The 22,283-nt window shown below is 38.0% G+C and carries 17 protein-coding genes and 9 tRNA genes; 10 read left to right on the forward strand and 16 right to left on the reverse strand.

The features are described from left to right. Window positions 1-146: 146 nt before the first annotated feature. From I6F49_RS16560 to I6F49_RS16600, 9 genes are all read right to left on the reverse strand, one after another. Window positions 147-222 (reverse strand) — tRNA-Thr (locus tag I6F49_RS16560). A 102-nt stretch (window positions 223-324) separates the two neighbouring features. After that, window positions 325-400 (reverse strand) — tRNA-Phe (locus tag I6F49_RS16565). Window positions 401-451: 51 nt separating this feature from the next. Continuing rightward, window positions 452-527: transfer RNA gene (locus I6F49_RS16570), tRNA-Thr, on the reverse strand. A gap of 45 nt (window positions 528-572) precedes the next feature. After that, a tRNA-Thr gene (locus I6F49_RS16575) sits at window positions 573-648 on the reverse strand. Between the two features lie 59 nt (window positions 649-707). Further along, a tRNA-Phe gene (locus tag I6F49_RS16580) sits at window positions 708-783 on the reverse strand. Between the two features lie 67 nt (window positions 784-850). After that, window positions 851-926: transfer RNA gene (locus tag I6F49_RS16585), tRNA-Thr, on the reverse strand. A gap of 71 nt (window positions 927-997) precedes the next feature. Continuing rightward, window positions 998-1,073: transfer RNA gene (locus tag I6F49_RS16590), tRNA-Phe, on the reverse strand. Window positions 1,074-1,140: 67 nt separating this feature from the next. Beyond that, window positions 1,141-1,216, reverse strand: a tRNA-Thr gene (locus I6F49_RS16595). A 71-nt stretch (window positions 1,217-1,287) separates the two neighbouring features. Continuing rightward, window positions 1,288-1,363 (reverse strand) — tRNA-Phe (locus I6F49_RS16600). A gap of 338 nt (window positions 1,364-1,701) precedes the next feature. On the opposite strand from I6F49_RS16600, the gene I6F49_RS16605 reads away from it, so the two are divergent. Then, window positions 1,702-4,485 carry a hybrid sensor histidine kinase/response regulator gene (locus tag I6F49_RS16605; protein ID WP_197181369.1) on the forward strand — a complete coding sequence of 928 codons (2,784 nt, stop codon included), beginning with the start codon at window positions 1,702-1,704 and terminating at the stop codon, window positions 4,483-4,485. Between the two features lie 59 nt (window positions 4,486-4,544). On the opposite strand, the gene I6F49_RS16610 is transcribed toward I6F49_RS16605, so the two are convergent. Together I6F49_RS16610 and mutY are read right to left on the reverse strand one after the other, a co-directional pair. Then, window positions 4,545-4,817 (reverse strand): oxidative damage protection protein, encoded by a 273-nt coding sequence (locus I6F49_RS16610; RefSeq protein WP_166419311.1) that lies wholly within the window; start codon window positions 4,815-4,817, stop codon window positions 4,545-4,547. Between the two features lie 35 nt (window positions 4,818-4,852). Then, on the reverse strand, window positions 4,853-5,914 hold the full coding sequence (gene mutY, locus I6F49_RS16615) for an A/G-specific adenine glycosylase (protein WP_197181370.1): 1,062 nt from the start codon (window positions 5,912-5,914) through the stop codon (window positions 4,853-4,855). 161 nt (window positions 5,915-6,075) lie between these two features. Here mutY and trmB point away from each other — a divergent pair, with 161 nt between their 5' ends. From trmB to arcA, 4 genes are all read left to right on the forward strand, one after another. Beyond that, window positions 6,076-6,801, forward strand: a complete 726-nt coding sequence (gene trmB, locus I6F49_RS16620) for a tRNA (guanosine(46)-N7)-methyltransferase TrmB (RefSeq protein WP_197181371.1) — start codon at window positions 6,076-6,078, stop codon at window positions 6,799-6,801. A 65-nt stretch (window positions 6,802-6,866) separates the two neighbouring features. After that, window positions 6,867-7,892: a methyltransferase gene (locus tag I6F49_RS16625; protein ID WP_197181372.1), complete on the forward strand. Its 1,026-nt coding sequence runs from the start codon at window positions 6,867-6,869 to the stop codon at window positions 7,890-7,892. A 151-nt stretch (window positions 7,893-8,043) separates the two neighbouring features. Next, entirely contained in the window at window positions 8,044-9,648 is a 1,605-nt protein-coding gene (locus I6F49_RS16630; protein WP_197181373.1) for a sensor histidine kinase, read from the forward strand. A 491-nt stretch (window positions 9,649-10,139) separates the two neighbouring features. Continuing rightward, window positions 10,140-10,856, forward strand: coding sequence for a two-component system response regulator ArcA (gene arcA, locus I6F49_RS16635; protein ID WP_002962549.1), 717 nt, complete (start codon window positions 10,140-10,142; stop codon window positions 10,854-10,856). Between the two features lie 16 nt (window positions 10,857-10,872). On the opposite strand, the gene arcB is transcribed toward arcA, so the two are convergent. Then, window positions 10,873-13,191, reverse strand: a complete 2,319-nt coding sequence (gene arcB, locus I6F49_RS16640; protein ID WP_197181374.1) for an aerobic respiration two-component sensor histidine kinase ArcB — start codon at window positions 13,189-13,191, stop codon at window positions 10,873-10,875. Between the two features lie 232 nt (window positions 13,192-13,423). Between arcB and folE2 the strand changes: the two genes are divergently transcribed. The 4 genes from folE2 (at window position 13,424) to I6F49_RS16660 (ending at window position 16,831) form a co-directional block, all read left to right on the forward strand. Beyond that, a complete protein-coding gene (folE2, locus tag I6F49_RS16645) occupies window positions 13,424-14,344 on the forward strand; it encodes a GTP cyclohydrolase FolE2 (RefSeq protein ID WP_197181375.1) in 921 nt (306 codons plus the stop codon). Window positions 14,345-14,460: 116 nt separating this feature from the next. Beyond that, on the forward strand, window positions 14,461-15,057 hold the full coding sequence (locus I6F49_RS16650) for a DUF2726 domain-containing protein (RefSeq protein ID WP_197181376.1): 597 nt from the start codon (window positions 14,461-14,463) through the stop codon (window positions 15,055-15,057). Window positions 15,058-15,178: 121 nt separating this feature from the next. Next, window positions 15,179-15,886 carry a 5'-methylthioadenosine/S-adenosylhomocysteine nucleosidase gene (mtnN, locus tag I6F49_RS16655; protein WP_024607949.1) on the forward strand — a complete coding sequence of 236 codons (708 nt, stop codon included), beginning with the start codon at window positions 15,179-15,181 and terminating at the stop codon, window positions 15,884-15,886. After that, on the forward strand, window positions 15,887-16,831 hold the full coding sequence (locus I6F49_RS16660; RefSeq protein WP_197181377.1) for a cobalamin biosynthesis protein CobD/CbiB: 945 nt from the start codon (window positions 15,887-15,889) through the stop codon (window positions 16,829-16,831). 94 nt (window positions 16,832-16,925) lie between these two features. On the opposite strand, the gene tyrS is transcribed toward I6F49_RS16660, so the two are convergent. Beyond that, entirely contained in the window at window positions 16,926-18,125 is a 1,200-nt protein-coding gene (tyrS, locus tag I6F49_RS16665) for a tyrosine--tRNA ligase (RefSeq protein WP_197181378.1), read from the reverse strand. Window positions 18,126-18,459: 334 nt separating this feature from the next. Between tyrS and I6F49_RS16670 the strand changes: the two genes are divergently transcribed. Beyond that, entirely contained in the window at window positions 18,460-19,773 is a 1,314-nt protein-coding gene (locus I6F49_RS16670; protein ID WP_149593972.1) for a peptidoglycan DD-metalloendopeptidase family protein, read from the forward strand. Between the two features lie 90 nt (window positions 19,774-19,863). Here I6F49_RS16670 and I6F49_RS16675 read toward each other — a convergent pair whose 3' ends face one another. From I6F49_RS16675 to I6F49_RS16685, 3 genes are all read right to left on the reverse strand, one after another. Further along, window positions 19,864-20,040, reverse strand: coding sequence for a hypothetical protein (locus tag I6F49_RS16675; protein WP_197159772.1), 177 nt, complete (start codon window positions 20,038-20,040; stop codon window positions 19,864-19,866). A gap of 13 nt (window positions 20,041-20,053) precedes the next feature. Beyond that, window positions 20,054-21,025 (reverse strand): aldo/keto reductase, encoded by a 972-nt coding sequence (locus I6F49_RS16680; protein WP_197181379.1) that lies wholly within the window; start codon window positions 21,023-21,025, stop codon window positions 20,054-20,056. A 126-nt stretch (window positions 21,026-21,151) separates the two neighbouring features. After that, the gene (locus tag I6F49_RS16685) at window positions 21,152-22,282 is read right to left on the reverse strand and encodes a sodium ion-translocating decarboxylase subunit beta (protein WP_007378925.1); all 1,131 of its coding nucleotides are present in this window, start codon (window positions 22,280-22,282) and stop codon (window positions 21,152-21,154) included. Between the last annotated feature and the right edge of the window lies 1 nt (window position 22,283).

Consider the following 22,283-nt stretch of genomic DNA (forward strand, 5'->3'; position numbering starts at 1 on the left):
AGAACGAGTGAAACGTTATATTCTTCCAGAAAAAAGAAAACGGCCCAAAAGTAGGACCGTTCGAATTTCAAAAACTCGGTACACCATTAAGTCAAAACATGCTTAACTGAATGGTGTTACCGCTATAAGCGAGGCTTTTAAATAAATGGTGCCGACTAACCGAGTCGAACGGTTGACCTACTGATTACAAGTCAGTTGCTCTACCAGCTGAGCTAAGTCGGCACACAAAACTGTGTGCTAAGGCACGTTCAATTTTAAAGATTGAGAACTTTTATAAAGCACTTAAAATAGAAAAACCTTGCATAAGCAAGGCTTTTAAATAAATGGTGCCTCGACGCGGAATCGAACCACGGACACGAGGATTTTCAATCCTCTGCTCTACCGACTGAGCTATCGAGGCACATAAACTGTGCTAACTAAAGGTAAAAATATTTAACTCTAGCTTTAAAAATGGTGCCGACTAACCGAGTCGAACGGTTGACCTACTGATTACAAGTCAGTTGCTCTACCAGCTGAGCTAAGTCGGCACACAAAACTGNAAAGGTAAAAATATTTAACTCTAGCTTTAAAAATGGTGCCGACTAACCGAGTCGAACGGTTGACCTACTGATTACAAGTCAGTTGCTCTACCAGCTGAGCTAAGTCGGCACACAAAACTGCGTGCTAAGGCACTTTATCAATTTTAAAGATTGATAACTTTTAATAAATGGTGCCTCGACGCGGAATCGAACCACGGACACGAGGATTTTCAATCCTCTGCTCTACCGACTGAGCTATCGAGGCACATAAACTGTGCTAGTTAACTAAATTTTCTAAGTTAACTTTTTACTAAACTAGTTTAGTAAATAAATGGTGCCGACTAACCGAGTCGAACGGTTGACCTACTGATTACAAGTCAGTTGCTCTACCAGCTGAGCTAAGTCGGCACACAAAACTGTGTGCTAAGGCACGCGTAATAATGTTTAAACTTTTTATTAAACACCACTACTTTAATAAATGGTGCCTCGACGCGGAATCGAACCACGGACACGAGGATTTTCAATCCTCTGCTCTACCGACTGAGCTATCGAGGCACATAAACTGTGCTAGTTAACTAAATTTTCTAAGTTAACTTTTTACTAAACTAGTTTAGTAAATAAATGGTGCCGACTAACCGAGTCGAACGGTTGACCTACTGATTACAAGTCAGTTGCTCTACCAGCTGAGCTAAGTCGGCACACAAAACTGTGTGCTAAGGCACGCGTAATAATGTTTAAACTTTTTATTAAACACCACTACTTTAATAAATGGTGCCTCGACGCGGAATCGAACCACGGACACGAGGATTTTCAATCCTCTGCTCTACCGACTGAGCTATCGAGGCACTTTAACAGTGCTAATTAAAAATCTTAAGGATCTTTAATGCAATTCCCACTCAGCTCTATTGACTGAGCTATCTTGGCGTTCGGCGTATTAAACGAGTTTTGCCCTTACAAGTCAACTTTTTTTTTATTCTTTATAACTGTTTGAACGGTTTTCAAGCAACTCAGTGCATTTTTCATTAATAACGTTCATTTTTACCACAAAGCAGACTATAACGATTAATAAATATAACTAAATCAGACTAAAAACGTAGTGAATTATTTTTCGTAAATGTTACGATTACAACAATTATACAATAAAGACTTATTGTATTTAAATATAGCAACCAGGGAACGTTAAATGCAGAGTAAATTCTCTTCACCGGTAAAAGGCTTATTACCTCTTTTTTTGATCATTAATATTGCTGTAACAGCACTTGCTATTGTTGCCCATTCATTCTACGCACAAACTGAAGTTAGCACAGCTCAACCCAGACCGCCGGTTAATATAGTAACGCTCGCCGATAGATTAGATTTGCCTATGGTTGATGCATTAACTATGTACGGTCAAGGTAAAGTAAAGCAGTTACTCGATTTAACACATTTATTAGATAATGACTTTGAATATACTTTATATCGCTTCAATGCTACATCTGATACTCAGTTAGTATACAGCAGTAGTAAGCCTGCTATCGACTCCGTTAGAGCTGAAAAGCACTTAGTGGAGCAAGGTATTATCCACCACCTACTATTGTTAAATGATGAGCCAATTGGCGAGCTTATCATTAAGCAAAATTTACCTTCCACACCTTTAAGCACTCAAGATTCTCAAGTAATTGCTTATATAATTGCTATAGCGTGTGTTGCTGCATTATTTATACTTACTTTAATGTTTAATATGTACATTAATACTCGCTTACGTAAAAGCACTGACACCCTTACGCAAGAGCTGCAGGCAATCACCGACGATGCCAATTACAATAGTAATGTTGACGAGCAACTCGATATTGGCCTAGGTGTAGTTGCAAAACACATCAACTTATTGCTACGAAAGGTACAAACTGCAATGAGTGAAAATGAAGCTGCACAAAAAGAGCTTTATAAATTACAAAATAGTCTAGAAGGCGAAGTACAAAATCGTACTTTAGCGCTTGAGCAAGCCACATTAAAAGCTGAGCGAGCAAGCGAAACTAAAACAACCTTCCTAGCAACAATGAGTCATGAAATAAGAACACCTATGAACGGCGTTATAGGGACTATTGATTTACTGCGCCAGACCGAACTTGATGGCGCCCAGCATCGCTTAAGTACGATTATTCGTGAATCAGCATTCTCGCTATTGAGCATTTTGGATGATATTTTAGACTTTTCTAAAATTGAGGCTGGAAAACTAAATATTGACCCTATCCCGTTTTCGGTAACCGATACTATTGAAGAAGTTGCCCGAGTGCTTTCCTCTGTTGCTAAAAAACGTGAGCTTGATTTAGAGCTAGCAATAGCACCCGACATTCCTATAAATCTTACCGGTGATAGCGTACGTGTACGTCAGGTTCTTTATAACCTATGTAGCAACGCAATTAAATTTACGAGCACTGATGAAAAAACTCAAGGCCATGTAAAAATATCAGTAGAGGTGGTACATAATACGACCGATCACTTTACTTTACGCTTTTGCGTAACTGATAACGGTAAAGGCATGTCGCAGGCACAACTACGCGAAATATTTAATCCGTTTATTCAAGCCGAAAATTCGATTACCCGAGAATACGGAGGGACAGGTTTAGGTCTTTCTATTTGTAAAAGCTTAACTGAGCTTATGCTAGGGACTATTCATGTAACTAGCCATACAGGAATTGGCAGTGAATTTACTGTTGAATTACCATTTAGCACATCAGGAAAAATTAAGTACGCACACAAAGGTGCATTAAATGGTAAGAGGATTATTGTAGTTAGTAATCATCTAGAACGTGAAAAAGTAATGTACCGCTACTTATCTTTTATGGGCGCTAAAATTACTTATGTACATACTGAAGAAGAAGCTGAAGAATATCAGCATACGCAAGATATTATTTGGGTGGCTGATGGCATAGACAATATGGATAAAACAAACGCGCTGCTAAGACGTTTATTTTATTCATTAGAAGATTATAACCAACAGGTTGTTGTACTAAGCAAGCTTGATGAAGCGGCTATAAATCATAAAAATATTTTTTATATTAATGCCTCTCCTTTATGTAAGTCTAACTTTATGCTGTCTATTTTGGTGGCTGCTGGGCTGCATACTCCTAAGCAAATTAAAAAAACCAAAACACTTAATAACTATTTAAATGTTGAGCAGGCTCGTAAATCAAATAAATTGATTTTACTGGTTGAAGATAACCTCCTAAACCAGCAAGTGCTGACAGATCAACTACACATACTAGGCTTTGGCGTTGAAATAGCCAACAACGGTGAAGAAGGCTTAGATATGTGGAGAAAAGGTGATTATTCGCTTATTTTAACCGACTTACACATGCCTAAAATGTCAGGTTACGATATGGTTGAAAAAATTCGTAATGAAGCCGAGCTATTAGAGTCTATTGATGCACAGCCTTACATTATTGCTGTAACAGCAAATGCGCTTAAAGGCGAAAAAGAACGTTGTTTAGCGGTAGGTATTAACGACTTCATTACCAAACCCATAGAGCTAAACGCGTTAGAAGACACCCTAAAACGTTGGAGCGATAAGCAAAGCCAAAATCAAAATGTGATTATTCACCAAACAACTGCGCTACCTATTGATATGGAAGCAGTTGCTAAATACATAAATGGTGATGACGCTAAGCAAATCCGCTTTTTCAAAATGTATTTAGAACAAAGCCAAAGCTTAATTAAGAGTATTAACTCAGGGGTAATGGTTAACGATTTAGATGAGATTATTGAAGGCTGTCATCAATTAAAATCTATCTCCAAAACCATTGGTGCCCAAACGGTGGCCGATCTTTCAAGTGCATTTGAAGATAAATGTAAAGAAGGTGATCTCACAACCGATGAATTAATAGACTTAAGAGATAAGTTAGAAATTGAATACTCCAAGGCAGCTCAATTTTTAAAAGAACAAGTTAGAACAGCCCAAGCAAAGCAAGAAGATGAACTTGCAGATTAATATGGCCATGCTTTAGACATAAAAAAAAGGGCTAATCAGCCCTTTTTTATGTCTAAAAACTACTTTTCAGGCGGTCGATAACCTTCAATTTCTACATCTTTGTCTTCAAACAAAAAACCAACCATTTGTTCTTCTAAAAACGTGCGATGCTCTGGATCCATCATATTCAAATGTTTTTCGTTAATAAGCATTGTTTGCTTATGTTGCCACTGACCCCAAGCTTCTTTAGAGATGTTATTAAAAATCTTTTCACCAATTTCACCAGGGTATAACTGAAAGCCAAGGCCTTCGGCTTCTTTTTGTAACTTTTGACAAAATACTGTACGTGCCATGATTGATTCTCTCTAACGCTAAATATGAGGCTATTCTATACTATTGCTGTAATTTGTTTAACCAACTTTTTAGTTGGCGCTGCTAGGCCAACCTCTATTGATTGATCAAGCGGATACCACACCAATTGTTTATCATTTACTACATCAGGTATTTTACTAACATTGAGCACATGCGGGTTAATAGTCAGCTCAAAGTGTGAAAACACATGAATAAATGCTTCAAGTTCTTCCAAATCAACTTCTAACCCTTGCTGAGCTAAAAACACCTCAAGCTCTTTATATTCATTAAATTCAAAAAAACCAAACAACCCACCCCAAATACCGCTATTAGGGCGCTTCTCCATAAGCACTTTATCGCCGCACTGAACAATTAACTGATGACAGCTCTTTTTAGGTACTGCTTTTTTGGGTTTTGAATGTGGGAACTCTTTTACTTTACCTGTATTAAAAGCACCACAGCCTGAGTTTAATGGGCAAGCCTCGCAATCAAACCGACTGCGTGAGCAAACGCTCGACCCTAAATCCATCATCGCTTGATTAAATTCAGTAACGTTATTTTTAGGCGTTAATTGCTCTGATAGATGCCAAAGCTGGTTTTCTACCTTTTTAACGCCGTACCAACCTTCAATCATAAAGTAGCGCGCTAATACTCGCTTAACATTCCCATCTAAAATTGGATGATGTTGCCCAAGCGACAATGATAAAACAGCTCCGGCGGTAGAGCGCCCTATTCCCGGCAAGTCCATTACTTCATCAAGTGTTTGCGGAAACTCACCTTGGTACTTGTCACGTACTATTTTAGCTGTTGTATGTAAGTTACGCGCACGAGCGTAATACCCTAAGCCAGTCCAGTGATGCAGTACTAAATCTTCATCAGCATCGGCTAAAGCAATAATATCTGGAAAGCTTTGCATAAATTTTTCAAAATATGGGATAACAGTAATAACTTGAGTTTGCTGGAGCATCACCTCAGACACCCACACTTTATAAGGTGTTTTACCCAACTGCCATGGAAGTGTTTTACGCCCATGAAGGTGATACCAATCAACGACTTGGTTAGAAAACGAATTAGACTGTTCTTTATTTAAATCCAACATATTGTACTTTTACTGATGCTCAATGGCGGCTCAGTCTATTGTAGTTAATAAAAAGATCAAGCTATAGGGCGTGTAAAACCAGCTAATACTTGTGATTGCCGGCTTCGTCAGGGATAATATGCAACCATTTTTAAACACATTGTTTTTGTCAGGCCAATAATATGAGTGAATCAAGCAACACTAACCTTGAGCAAGCTAAGCAAGAAGGTAAATACATCCGCACCATTCGCAGTTTTGTAAAACGCGAAGGTCGATTAACCAAAGGCCAAGCCGCTGCAATCGAAAAATGCTGGCCAACAATGGGCCTAGAGCATAAAAACGGGATGCTTGATTTAAGCGAAGTTTTTGGCAACAACAACGATGTAGTAGTAGAAATTGGTTTTGGTATGGGTAAATCACTTGTCGAAATGGCAACAAATGCCCCTCACCTAAACTTTATTGGTATTGAAGTACACCGCCCAGGCGTTGGTGCGTGTTTAATGGACGCTGATGAAGCGGGCATTACAAACTTACGTATTTTTGAACACGATGCTGTTGAAGTTCTTGCAGACTGTATACCTGACGAAAGCTTAACAACACTACAGTTGTTTTTCCCTGATCCTTGGCATAAAAAGCGTCATCATAAACGCCGTATTGTACAAACTGAGTTTGTTGAAAAACTAAGAACCCAACTTAAAATGGGTGGCGTTTTTCATATGGCAACGGATTGGGAAAACTACGCAGAGCATATGCTCGAAGTTATGAACGTAGCCCCTGGTTTTAAAAACCAATCTCAAACGAACGATTATGTTCCACGTCCAGATTTGCGCCCGCTTACTAAGTTTGAGCAGCGAGGACATCGCCTAGGTCATGGCGTGTGGGATCTAATGTTTGAACGTACTGAGTAATTAGTAACTTTAAGCACTCATTTTTACTTTTATAAAACTAAACATACTGTAAGGCAAAGCCATTTATGAGCGTACTAACCAACCCAAGTTTACTGTTACTTCGTAATAGCGAGGCACTAACGGGCAAATCTATCTTGGTGGTCAACTTTGTTCAAGATGGCTTTTTAGCCGAGCTTAAAAAACTTAACTCGCAAAGCAAGGTAACTGCGTTTAGCTATAACCATGCTAACGGCGAGTTTGCTAAAAACACCAAAGACGTTGATATCCATGTAAATCACACAATACCTGGTAGCGGCTACGATTTAGTTATTCTTTACTACCCTAAATCTAAACCAGAATTACTAATGGCACTTGATAATATCCGTTCTGCTATTACTGATGATGCAGAGCTATTAGTTGTTGGTGAAAACAAAAGTGGTGTTAAATCAATTGAAAAGCAATTAGCGGGTAAAGCTGAGTTTAGTAACAAAATTGATTCGGCTAAGCATTGCGTTCTTTATTCATTTGCTGAAATTTCTAAACACCCTCACTTTGATATTACGACTTATCATAAAAAGTTTGTCGTTAATGTTGCCGACACCGAGTTTACAGCGATCAGTATTCCTGGAGTGTTTAATCACGGTAGTTTAGATATAGGAACGAAAGTTCTACTCGAGAACGCACCAACAATTAAGCAAGGTAGGGTTCTCGACTTTGGTTGTGGTGCTGGCTTAATCGCGACCTTTTTAGGGCTACACAACTCATCTCTTGAGTTTGTGTGTAGTGATGTAAGTGCACTGGCAACTTATGCAACAGAGCAAACTTTAAAGCTTAACAACATCAAAGGCGAAGCTATATTAAGCGACGGCCTTAAAAGTATCACCGGTAAATTTGATTTAATTATTAGCAATCCACCTTTTCATACTGGTATTGCAACCGACTACACAGTAGCAGAAACATTTTTAGCAAATGCAAAACAGCATTTAACTAAAGTTGGAAAGCTAAATATCGTCGCTAACAGCTTTTTAAAATACCCACCTATTTTAGAAACGCAATTTGAAAGCTATCAAACCGTTTTTAAGAACAATAAATTTGCTGTGTACAGTAGCTAATTTAACTTTGTAAAATGATTGAGCACAAATGTGCTCAAGCTAACTTTCGAATAAATATAAGAATTAATTTAGTTTTTACCCTTCACTTTCCTTCTTTTTTGCTAAACTAAAATTCTAAATAATTAAAATCAATTCAGGCGATAATGAAATAATGCCTAAAAAAGTTCATCAAAGTAGCATTCGTAAAGCACTCATAAATTTAATTATGCTTATTACAGCTATTTGTTTATCGCTATCTATTTCTATTTCAACGTACTTGAGTGTTAAAGAGCAAAAGCAATTAATTATTAATAAACTCGTTATACTTTCTGAAATTGTAGCTTTTGATGCGGGTAAATCAGTAATTGAAGATGATAGAAAAACAGAAGAGAAACGCCTCAAGTCCTTTGAAAATATCCCTCTTGTAAAAAACATACATATTTACTCAATAGAAAAAACATCTCAAAAACCTGCTTTTTTTATTAGCTTTAATGCAAAAAAAACGCCTCCAGTTCCACTAAAAATAGACAGTGTCGATGAGCTAGCCACACCACGTATTACGAGTGCACATATAGAGCTAACTCGCCCTATTTATAATAATGAAAAACTCATTGGCTATGTTTATATGCGTGGCAGCCTAGAGAGCTTAGAAGCATATATAGAACAAAAAATATTTATTGATGTATTGCTCACTCTATTAATATTAATAGTTGTGTACTTTATCGCAGCAAAAGTTCAACGACGAATAGCTAAACCGATAGAACAATTAAGTATGTTATTGCAAGATGTATCTAAAAATCATAACTACGATGCGCGAGCGCCAGTAACTGATGTAAAAGAAATAACCGCTCTTTCAAATAGCTTAAATATCATGCTTGCACGCACAAAAAGGCAACTTGAGCGCCACGAAAAAGATAAACAGGAAATAAAACAGCTAAACCAAAGTCTTGAAGAAAAAGTAAACCAGAGAACAATCGCTCTCAGAGAAGCAAATCAAGAACTCTTATCAACCCTTGAGCGAATGCATCAATACCAAACACAAATTGTTGAAAACGAAAAAATGGCGTCTTTAGGGCAAATGGTGGCAGGTGTTGCACATGAAGTGAATACACCAATAGGGCTTGGGATTACAGGCTCAACCTTACTTCGCGATAAATTAGCAGATATACAGCAAAGCTTTAATGATAAAAAACTGACTTCAAGCCACCTAAAACGCTTTATAGATGAAGGCATTGAAAATTTAGATTTAATTTATCGTAATCTAAATCGCGCCGCAGACCTTATATCCAACTTTAAAAAAGTGGCCGTTATTCAAGACGACGGTGTTAATATCTATATTAATGTACATACATTAATAACTGACGTTTTAACATCAATTCAATCTGATTTACTGCCTAAAAAGCCTATTGTTACTATTAACTGTCCGAACGACTTAATCATTCATAGTAAGTCAGAACCTCTACAGCAGGTGTTTCAACAGTTACTTATAAACTCTGTAATTCATGGATTTATAGGTAAAGAAAACAACGAAATTCGCTTTGACGTAGAGCTGGTAGGGAAAAAATTAACAATCGTTTATTCTGACAATGGCCAAGGCGTTGATAAAAAAATTAAAAATAGAATTTTTGACCCCTTTGTCACTTCAAAGCGTGGACAAGGTGCAAGTGGCTTAGGCATGCACTTGGTATACAACCTAGTAACACAGGCACTTGGTGGAAGAATTATGTTTGATCTTGAAGAAAAACACGGTGCTCGCTTTATAATTACTATTCCTTAAATAAAGATCACTAAAAAGTACATATATTTAAAATTTATCCTTGAATTAGCATTTAATGACCTCATTAATGAGGCATGTGATAAGCGCGTAATATTTATTTAATTACCTTAAATAAATATTACCAAGCGATTTATGAACTTTTTTATCTTTGCTGTATCACATATATTGATGAAAAGTTAGAAAGTGATATAGTTTTGCTTTGAATTAGTCTGATTATTTTAAATACCTTGCTTGATTGAATGATGTATCAATTATTAAAGGAAAATGGCTTCGACTTTATGATTCAAATGACTACATCTACGTATATATCAATTAAACAGTAGTTTTTGCACTGCCCTTTTTAGTAGACTTTGGACACCCTGCTGTTTTATTTTTATCCAATTTGTTTTTTCCTTGTTAACAAATGGGTATAATCCTATAATCTCTAGTAATCGGTTATAAGTTCATCGCCGGTTTTTTATAAATAAAATATTCCAAAAGGTTAATTAATAATGCAAACGCCAGTCATTCTAATCGTAGAAGATGAAGACGTAACTCGACTGAACCTAGTTAGTTTATTTGAAGCTGAAGGGTACAAAGTTATTGAAGCCATTGATGGCGATGATATGCATGACAAGCTTACAAATAACGATGACGTTAATCTTGTAGTTATGGATATCAACCTTCCTGGTAAAAACGGTCTTATTTTAGCCCGTGAATTACGCCAAAAGCGTAAAGTAGGCCTTATATTCCTAACGGGTCGTGACAACGATGTTGACCGTATTTTAGGTCTTGAAATTGGTGCAGATGACTATGTTACTAAACCATTCAACCCGCGTGAATTAACTATTAGAGCTCGCAACCTAATTACTCGTACTGCTTTAGGCGGTGAAGAGTCTGCACTAGAAACAAATGGTGTTATTACATTTAATGGTTGGGAACTTGATGAAAACAGCCGTTGTCTTACTTCTCCAAATGGCGACGCTAAACGCTTACCAAAAGGTGAGTACAGAGCACTTCGTTTAATGCTTGATTCTCCAGGTCGTATTTTCAGCCGTGAGCAATTAATTAAGCATATGACGGGCCGTGAGCTTCGTGCTAATGACCGTACTGTTGACGTTACTATTCGTCGCATTCGTAAGCATTTTGAAAGTGATAACTCAACGTCTGAGTTAATCAGCACCATCCATGGTGAAGGTTACCGCTTTATCGGTAAAATTGACGCTTAATTAGAGTAAATTAGCTTTACTCTAATTGTTGTAAAAATAAATGAAGGGCTTTTTGTCCTTCATTTATTTTATCTGCTAGAACATCTAACCACTGCTTTAACACTTCATCAGATTCATCAATCGCACCATGTTCCATTATTTTGGCATGAAGCTGCACATCATTTAGGCCGACTGATCCAGCCGCACCTTTAAGCTTATGCGCTACTGATTCATATTCTTCTCTATCACCGGCAGTTAATGAAGTAAGTAACTCTTGCTGATACTGCGGACTTAGCTTTTCGAATAGCTGGCTACTGCGTCTAAACACAACTAAGCCCATCGAATTTACAAAGTCTTCTATTGTTTCAATATCTAATAAGTGTGCATCAATTCCTTCAAGCGCTTCTTCACTCACTTTTAGCTGTGGCTCTGTGCATTCACTTTGTTTAATACCAAATAAGTCAGCCAGCATTTTATCAAGCTTCACGGTATTAATTGGCTTAGCCAGTGCGCCTTGTATTGATATACCTTCAAGCTCTTTTTCAGCACTGCGCACATTGGCTGTTAAAGCAACTATTGGAAGTTTATCAAAGTGGCTGTCTGAGCGTATTTGTTTAGCAACTACGTCACCGTTAATGTCTGGCAATTGCATATCGAGCAATACTAAATCTAAGTCATCTTCGGTTTCGACAAACGAGAGTGCATCCTCACCCGTTTCAGCCCATAACACTTCATGGCCGCGTTGCTCTAATAAGTTTGTAGCAATCTCGGCATTAAGCGGCACATCTTCCACTAGTAGAATATACAAACCACGGCCAACATAACTTTGCTCTGTTGGTGCAACACATAAACTAAGTGGTATTTGCACTGTAAAGCAGCTGCCTTCGCCTTCAGTACTATTTACTGTAATTATCCCTTTCATTGCACTTACAAGTGCCTTAGTTACAGCTAAACCAATACCCGAGCCTATGGCATTAGTACCTTTTAAATCCGGCGCTTTGTAATACATATCAAATATATGCGCAAGCTGCTCTGGTGGAATACCTTGACCGGTATCCGACACTTTAATAACTAACCATGGACCCTCTACACGATTTTCTCGGCTACATTCGAGTGTTACTTTGCCTTGCTGAGTAAACTTAACGGCATTGTTAATTAAGTTCCAAACAACTTGGCGTAAACGAGTCGGATCGAGCTGTGCATAAATATCAAGCATGCCATTGCGCTTAATATCAAACTCAAGTTCTTTTTGCTCTGCTATTAGGCCTGCAAAGTTAACAACATCGTTTATAAAGTCTGACACATTAATAGAGTTGGTCGCTATATCGAGCTGATCTCTGTCTATTTTATCTAAATCAATAATATCGTTAAAAATATTACCGAGTGTTTCAGCGCTCGAAAAAATAGTATTACCCCAACTACGCTGCTGTTTGTTTAAATCGGTATCAAGCAGCATTCGTGTTAAACCAACAATACCATTAAGCGGAGTACGCAGCTCATGGCTCAGCGTGGCAATAAACTTACCTTTATCTTTGTAGGCAGTTTCAAGTGCTTGAGCCGCTTCTTTACGGCTAGTAATATCACGACCAAAACCCAGTAAACCAATGTAGTCACCGTCATCATTTATAAAAGGTAATTTACGAAGCTCAAACCAACGTGTTTCACCGTCCACTTCATAGCCTACATCTATAGTCAGCGCTTTATGGCTTTGCTCTACTTCTTTATCGGTTGCTAAAACTTCAGCTAAAAAATGACTCGGAAATATTTGCTCAACCGTTTTGCCAATGAGTTCGCTGCTTGATTTCCCCATTACTTCTTCAAACATTTTATTACAACCGGCAAATACACCGTTGTTATCGCGGTAATAAAATAAATCAGGAGATGAATCAACTATTGAGCGTTGCAACATACTTTGTTGAGCAAGTTCTTGTTGTGTTTTTTTACGCTCAGCAATTTCTCGTCGTAGTTCTTCAATAGCGCGGTGCTTGGCATGAAACGCCATTTTACGTTCATCGATTTCAATATTTAAACGACTAATATTATCTTTTAAGGTTTGATTTAAAAGCTTTTCTTGTTTGGTTGCGCTATCTAAATAAGCATACGAGGCATCTAATTGGCGAATTGAATTAAGCAATACACTTATAATTAAAGGGGAAACCACAGCAGTAAAAAACACCACAGCCAAAATATCAACAAGGTTTAATTCACCAATCGCAACATAATAAAACATGCTCGATAAAATAAGAGATACCGTTAAAAATAAGGTGTAACAAATAGCTGCGGTTTTAAATTCACCAAATCGCGTTATTGAGCTGGAAAGTACCCGAGCCCAAGGGCTCAAAGAATAATCGGTCATACGTAATTTTATCTCTTAGCTGTGTGCTTAAATATAAAGAAGGCAATGCGCATGTATAAACATACCATTTCCCCAGATTTTAGCATTTTTCTTCTTCCTATATTCATGTTGTGCGATAAAAACAGAATTTTTCATGTTTGATTTTGCTTCTCTCCTCAACTCATCATTTCAGCAATAAATTATTTAGTGTAAAATGCCCCGCTTTATTATCTCCAAAATATGAGTAGCGCACATGCAAACCAATATGCCAGATATAGCAGACACTGCACCCGCTTTACAAACAGGTAAATTAGACTGGGTGGGCATGGGCGAAATAGAACTGCCATTTATTTTTGAGTCACGAGACTTATCACCAGTTACAGTTAATGCTAAAGCGCGTGCATTTGTAAATTTGCATAAAGAAGATGCGAAAGGCATTCATATGTCGCGCTTATTTTTGGCACTTGATCTGCTTTCAACCGAGCAGCAAGTCAATCCGCAAACAATAGCGCAAGCACTCGATACTTTTATAACGAGCCACGAAGGGCTGAGCGATAAAGCACAAATTGAATTTAAATTTGAATTACCGCTACGCCGTAAATCATTATTAAGTGGCAAAGCAGGTTGGAAAAGCTACCCTGTTTTACTAACTAGCACAATTGAAAATAACGTTATTAGTTATGAGCTAACGGTAGATGTTACCTATTCTTCAACGTGCCCTTGCTCTGCAGCACTTGCGCGCCAGCTTATACAAAATGCGTTTAACGAAAAGTTTAACCAAGAAACCTTAAGCCAAAAAGATGTGCACGAATGGCTAGGCACTACACAAGGCATTGTAGCGACACCTCACTCGCAGCGCTCTATTGCCAACGTAAAAGTAAAACTTGATAGCAATATTCAAGAATTTGACGTTGTGACGCTAATTAATACCCTTGAAGCTGAGCTAAAAACACCAGTACAAGCGGCAGTTAAGCGTGAAGATGAGCAAGAATTTGCCCGTTTGAATGGTCAAAACCTGATGTTTTGTGAAGATGCTGCACGTAAAATTAAAGCATTGTTAGAAGCAGACGCTTACAGCGATTATTGGCTGCAAATAAACCATTATGAATCACTCCATGCTCATGACGCTGTAGCTATTGCGGTAAAGGGTATTAAAGGAGGCTACAAAGCTTAATCGCTGTGTAGCTATTACTTGTAAAATCAGTCGGTAATTATTTTATAACCCATACTTTTTAGGCACGTAAATTGCTTTGTTTAAGCAGTGTCAATTTGTTGTTATGGAGTTACCGTATGGAATTCGCTTTATTATTAATCCTAGTGTTAGTTGTCGGGGCCTCTGTTGTTGCGTCAAAATTTAATGACGATGGCGGAAATCCGTATCCTTTTACCCGCAAGCAAACTGTTTTTACGCAGGTTGAAGGCGCTTTTTTAAATCTTCTAGAACGTGCTGTTGGCGATCAATATAAAGTTGTTAGTCGCGTTAAGTTAATTGACGTGATTGATTGTAAACAAGGCCTATCGGTTAAGTCCAAGCGAGCTGCTTTAGCTAAAGCTAAAAATAAACAACTCGACTTTGTATTAATCGACAAAGAAAAAATGACTATTGTTGCCGCTGTTGACCTAGTTAACAATGCCAACAAAGACGGCCATAAAGCTCAACGCGACTGGTTTGTAAACGGTGCATTAGAGTCTGCTGGTATTCCACATATTCGTATGAAAGTTAAATCGGGCTACCGTCCTTCAGAAGTACGCGACGCAATTATGTTTAAAATAGGTAAGCCTGCTACAACACAAACGCAGCGCCCTGTTCGTAATAGATCTCAAAAACCTGCGGTACTTTCACCGTCACAAGCTAAAGCGCAAACCACCGCCTTAGCTGAAATTTAAAAACTGAATTAAATACTCTCCTAAAAGTATTTAAAGCGAGCTCATAAACAAGCTCGCTTTTTTGTTTTTTATTGCTAACTTCACGTATAATCAAATGATTCAAACTCAGGAATTAAACATTATGAATGTTGGTATTATTGGCGCAATGGAGCCAGAAGTTAAAATTTTACGTGAAGCTATGCAAAATCCACAAATTTTAACTAAAGCAGGTTTTACTTTTTATACTGGCGAATTAGCTGGTAACACAGTGACACTTGTTCAATCTGGTATTGGTAAAGTAGCATCAACGATTGCAACTACCTTGCTTATTGATAACTTTAAACCTGATTGCGTAATTAACACTGGTTCTGCCGGTGGATTCGATCCATCACTAAGTGTTGGCGACGTAGTAATTTCGTCAGAAGTACGTCATCACGATGTAGATGTTACTGCTTTTGGCTACGAAATTGGCCAAGTACCACAAATGCCAGCAGGCTTTGCAGCTCACCCTAAATTAGTTGAAGCAGCACAACAAACAATCGAACAAATCAGTGATGTTAAAACACTTGTTGGTTTAATTTGTACTGGCGACACATTCATGTGTGACCCTGTACGTATTGATAAAGCACGTAGCGATTTTCCTACAATGCTTGCCGTTGAAATGGAAGGTGCTTCAATAGCGCAAACGTGTTTTACGCTTAACACACCATTTGTTGTAATTCGCTCAATGTCTGATATTGCAGGTAAAGAATCACCGCAATCATTTGAAGAATACCTAGAAACAGCATCAATTAACTCATCTAAAATGGTTGTCGCACTTTTAGAAAAGCTAACTGCAGTGTCTTTGTAAATGCTTAGCAATATTGTTCAAAACCACTTGGACTTTATTGCCTTTATAGTAGCGCTCCTTGCTGAGCGCTTTATTCCTCTTGTTAGCTGGTATCACCCCAATACAGCGTTAAATGCTGTTTTTAGTGCTATTGGCAAACGCATATACAAAAGCAAAAAACCTAAAAGTTATCAATATTTAGCAGCTATACTCGCAAGCACGCTTATTTTAAGTGTTATTCTCATTATTGTAGTGTTACTGCTCGAGTTTGCTTTTTACCCAGAGTTGCTCGCAGGCCTTATTTTATATTTATGCCTTGAAAGCAAAAGTGTTGATAAAAAAGCGCTCCGTATTGCAAAGCTCACTAAACAAAATCAAAAGTCGACTGCACGCGAATTGCTAAAGCCGCTACTTGCTCGTGAAGTTAATAGACTTTCATCCTCAGGCATTATCAAAGCATTAATAGAGAGTTTAATACTACGCACTGCTCGATATTATTTCGTAGTCATATTTATATTTTTAGCATTTGGCCCTATTGCAGCCCTCGCCTACCGCTTACTTACCTTAATACAACAGGCATGGCGTAATGATGTTTTTCCTAATAGTCACTTTTTAAAACCACTTAAAATTTTCCTATTTATTATTGAATATATTCCAATGCGCTTGCTTGCTTTAACTATTGCAGCAAGTAGAGCAAGTAAGCAAAGCATGCATTACACAAAGCATTATGGCAGGCACTTTTATCAAACGAATACTGGGTGGCTACTCAGTACATGCTCTGCATCACTTGGCGTGCAACTAGGCGGGCCTGCGGTTTACTTTGGTACTCGCTTTAATAAAATGCGTATTGGTGCTGATAGACTACCTACACCCGAAGATGTGCCCGTAATAATTAATAGATTAAATCAGGCGCGTGTATTCTGGTTGTTAGTAATTATAAGCATCGAAATATTAAAAGTGATTTAGTGACTATTTAGTGAATACCTCGTAACTATTTACAGACCCAAAATACAAGCACAAAAAAACCAGCCTAGGCTGGTTTTTTAGTTTCAAACTGTATTTAAGCTACAGTGATGTTTGCAAACTTACGCTTACCTACTTGGTAAATAGCCGTTGTACCTTTTGCTACTTCAAGTTTGGTATCAGTGATTTTATCTTCACCGTTAAGTTTAACTGCGCCTTGCTTAATCATACGCATTGCTTCTGATGTACTTACTACTAAGTTTGCTTCTTTAAGTAAGTTAGCAATTAAAATAGTATCTTCTGCAATAGTGACTGTTAGTTCTGGGATTTCATCTGGTAGCGCTTTTTTCTGAAAACGCTGGATAAAATCGTCATGTGCACCTTGTGCATCAGCTTCACTATGAAAACGAGCAATTAACTCTTTAGCTAGTTCAATTTTAATATCGCGCGGATTAGTACCTTGCTCAACACGTTCTTTTTTAGCTGCAATCTCTTCAATAGAAAGTGCGCTTAGTAAGTCATAGTAGCGCCACATTAATACGTCACTAATTGACATTATTTTACCAAACATATCGTTTGGTGCATCAGTAATACCAATGTAGTTACCAAGTGACTTAGACATTTTTTGAACGCCGTCAGTCCCTTCAAGTAATGGCATCATTAATACTGTTTGCGGCTTTTGACCTTCAACTTTTTGCAGCTCACGGCCCATTAATAAGTTAAAGCGCTGATCAGTACCGCCTAGTTCAACGTCTGACTCTAGTGCAACCGAATCCCAACCTTGTACTAATGGATATAAAAATTCATGAATCGCAATTGGTTGACCGCCTGCATAACGCTTTTTAAAGTCATCACGTTCAAGCATACGCGCTACTGTTTGGTTAGCAGCAAGTTTAATCATGCCTGCAGCGCCTAACTTTTCCATCCAAGTAGAGTTAAATGCAACGGTGGTTTTAGCAGGATCGAGAATTTTGAATACTTGTTCTTTATATGTTTCAGCATTAGCTAGTACGTCTTCGCGAGTAAGTGGCTTACGCGTTACGTTTTTACCTGTTGGGTCGCCAATCATACCAGTGAAGTCACCAATTAAGAAAATAACCTCATGACCTAAATCCTGAAAGGTTTTCATTTTATTAATTAGTACAGTGTGCCCTAAGTGTAAATCGGGCGCTGTAGGATCAAAGCCTGCTTTTATTTTTAGCTTTTTGCCCGACTTTAGTTTTTCAACTAGTTCGTCTTCAATTAATATTTCTTCTGCACCGCGTTTTATCTCTGCTAGAGCGGTTTGTAAATCCACTTTGTATTACTCCAAAATTCTGCCGACGAAGGGGCGACTAGTTACTTGTAATCACGGTTTTAATTAAGGTTTTAATTAAGGTTTAAACCGAACATATATATGTAGCTAACATAACAAATTTCTATCTAATTAAAATAACTTTTTAAGTTATTAGGGCAACTAAACCAAATGAATTGAGTCTTAGTTAGATAGGACGTTAAAAAAGGCTTTCTAACCTCGATTTTAGCGCAGTTTAAGGTTAGTTTAAATCTACAAAACACTAGTATTCGTACATTATTAAGTATATCCTGCAATATTATGTATTTATTATCTTGACAGCAGAAAAAGGCACGTTATGGTTCACGTGGTTAACACGCTCCCCAAAAAACACAAATTGCTTATTCTAGGTTTGGTTTCTGCTATTGTTGGCTTAGCCTTTCTTCCTTCTGAAAAAGCCACTGCTTCCAAAGACAATAGTGCGAATGCACTAGAGATAGGTAAGCGCTATGAGTTACAAGTTAAAGTTGATGACAACGAAAAATTAACTGAGCTAAATTCAGAGCAAGCAGCAGAAAAGTTACCAGAATACGACTTTGTCGATCATAAAGTTAAAAATGGCGACAATTTAGCAATTATCTTTAAGCGTGCTGGTTTTTCAGCTCAAACGCTTCATAAACTAATTAACACTAATGCAGAGACCCGCAAGCTAACTAAAATTCATCCAGGTGAAATACTTAGTTTTGCTACCGCTGAGGATGGCTCTTTAGCTCAACTGCGTTATGTAATTTCAAAAACAGATACTTTATTTGTTACCTTAAATGACGAAGGTAATTACGATACAGCTATCGATAGCAAAGAAATTGAAACGCTAACTAAAACCGCTGGCGGCGAAATATCTAATAACTTTTGGACTTCAGCAATTGCGGCAGGTTTAAGCGAACGTCAAATAATGAACTTTGCTGACATATTTGGTTGGGATGTTGATTTTGCAAATGATATTCGCAAAGGCGATGTGTTTGGCTTAATTTACGAGTCTCATTATGTTGATGGCGAATTTATTGGTACCGGTAAAATTATTGCCGCTGAATTTGTAAACCAAGGTCAGCGCTTTGCAGCAATTCGCCATACCGACGGCAATTTTTATACGCCTGAAGGGCGTAGCATGAAAAAAGCATTTTTACGTGCACCAGTAAACTTTAAATATATTAGTTCGAGCTTTAACCCTCGTCGCTTACACCCAGTTACTGGGCAAGTTAGAGCGCACCGTGGTATCGACTTTGCTGCGCGCACCGGTACACCAGTTGTTTCATCAGGTAATGGTAAAGTAATTAAAGCGGGTTACAGCAAATACAACGGTAACTACGTATTTATTAGCCATGGCACACAATATGTAACTAAGTACTTACATCTAAATAAGAAACTAGTTAAAACTGGCCAAAAAGTTAAACAGGGCCAACAAATTGGTACTGTAGGGTCTACGGGTCGTGTTACTGGCGCGCATTTACACTATGAATTTTTAGTAAATGGCGTTCACCGTAATCCTAAAACAGTAAAACTTCCTAAGTCAGAGCCGTTACCTCGCTCAGAACTTGCTAAGTTTAAACCTATTGCCGATAACTTTATTGCCCAACTTGAGCGCAACCGCGAACTACAAGTTGCACTTAAATAAAGTTTAGTTATAAGCATTAAAAAAGCCTTTGCAAGTTACACTTGCAAAGGCTTTTTTGTATACGCTATAAACCATTAATACATTAATACATTAATACATTAATACATAAATGAGCTGAACAACTAAAGATACCATCACTAACGGCCAAATATATTTGCTGTACTTGGTTGCGCCATCAAGCCCCATTTTACTTTGATACTTTTCAAGCAAAGGTATAAGCACCGCAAGTGCTATAAACAACCCAATTAAAATAACGAATATATTCATATCAATGTCCTACTTATGGTAACTCATGGCCTTTAGCGCTTACATAAAGTGCGTACCAATGCTCACGAGTTAGTTTTACGTTTACAGCATCACACGATGCTTTAATACGTTTAGCATTAGTAGTACCAATTATTGGCTGAATCGATGCAGGATGGCGAAGTAACCATGCCAGCACAATAGCCTCAGCAGAAGTATCGTAAAGTGCAGCTAGCTTATTAACTAAAAGGCTGGTGTTTATATCGGCCTGCGATGCGTTTGATAAATCACTACCGCTGTATAAACCCTGGCATAAACTGCCCCAGCTCTGAATTTGAATTTCAAAATGACGACAGTATTCAATGCTTCCTGGAGTAAAATTGAGATTTTTACCATCAGCGTTACCCGCATATACACCTTCATCAACAAACTGGTGTTTTTGTAAACTAGCCTCAATTTGATTAGCCACAATAGGCATATCAAGTGCATGCTGTAAAAAATTCATTTGGTGTTGCTGCATGTTAGATACTGCAAAATTACGCACTTTACCGCTTTCTTTTAGGCAGCTAAATATTTGTGCTATTTCGTTCACTTCCATTAACGGATCGGGACGATGCAGCATCAATACATCTAAGTATTCTGTATTTAATTTTTTTAAAGATGCTTCAACTGATTGCTCAATCCACTTAGCCGAAAAATCATAGCGCTTTGGCCCTAAGTCATCTTCAAAACGGATCCCACATTTAGATTGAATATACATGTGCTCTCTAAGCTCTGGTCGTTCACTTAGTGCTTTACCAAAAACCTGCTCAGCTTTACCAAAAGTGTATATATCAGCATGGTCAAAAAAGTTAATACCACCTTCAATAGCGTTATCTATACATTCATGAGTTTCCTTAACATGTGCATCAGTAATTGCGTCTTTATTCCAACCACCGCCGAGGCCCATGCATCCGAATACAAGTTTACTAACATGAGGTAAGTGCTTTGCTAAAGGTGTGTGAAGCATGGTAACTATCCTTAAAGTTTTGAAGAATAGTCACTGTAAACAAAAAAGCTTTATCTAGCTACAAATTAGGCACAAAAAAAGCGCAGTAAACTGCGCTTAATAGTTAATCTATTTTAAATTACATTTTTAGCCAACGAGTGCTAGCAATATGCCTGCTGCAACTGCACTACCCAGTACACCCGCTACGTTTGGACCCATAGCGTGCATAAGTAAAAAGTTATGTGGGTTACTTTCAAGGCCCACTTTATTAACCACTCGTGCCGCCATTGGCACAGCAGATACACCCGCTGCACCAATTAATGGATTTATAGGTGTTTTAGATATACGGTTAAGCCCTTTTGCCATAAATACGCCCGATGCTGTACCAATTGCAAAAGCCAATGCGCCAAGCACTAAAATACCAATCGTCTCAACAGTTAAAAACTTATCTGCAGCAAGCTTTGAGCCTACAGCTAAGCCTAAAAATATAGTTGTAACATTAATAATTTCGTTTTGAGCACTGTTACTTAAACGGTCAACAACACCCGACTCTCGCATTAAATTACCTAAACAAAACATACCTACAAGCGGTATAGCAGCCGGTAAAAACATTGCCGTTAAACTAAGTACCATAAGAGGGAAAATAATCTTTTCCTTTTTAGATACCTTACGTAATTCAGGCATCTTAATTTGGCGCTCTTCTGGTGTGGTTAACGCACGCATAATTGGCGGCTGAATAATTGGCACTAGTGCCATGTATGAATATGCAGCTACCGCTATTGCGCCTAGTAAATCAGGTGCCAGTTTTGACGCTAAAAATATGGCAGTCGGTCCATCTGCACCACCAATAATTGCAATAGCCGATGCGTCCTGTAGAGTAAACTCAAAGCCTGGCACGTAGTTTAATAATATTGCGCCAAACAAAGTAGCAAAAATACCAAACTGCGCCGCAGCACCAAGTAATAACATACGAGGGTTTGCAATAAGCGCGCTAAAATCGGTCAGCGCCCCTACACCCATAAATATCAATAGCGGAAAAATCCCGGTATCAATACCCACGTAATAAACATAGTACAAAAGCCCACCAGGGTCTGACAAACCTGCCACAGGTACATTTGTTAAAATTGCACCAAAACCAATAGGTAGCAGCAATAGTGGTTCAAAGCCTTTAGCTATTGCTAAAAACAGTAATAAACACCCTACCGCAATCATTATTAACGATGGGATTGTAAAGTTAGCAATGCCAGTAGCATTCCAGAGGTTTAAAATACCGTCCATC

It is taken from the genome of Pseudoalteromonas sp. SWN166 (assembly GCF_015864485.1).
Taxonomy (GTDB): Bacteria; Pseudomonadota; Gammaproteobacteria; order Enterobacterales; family Alteromonadaceae; genus Pseudoalteromonas.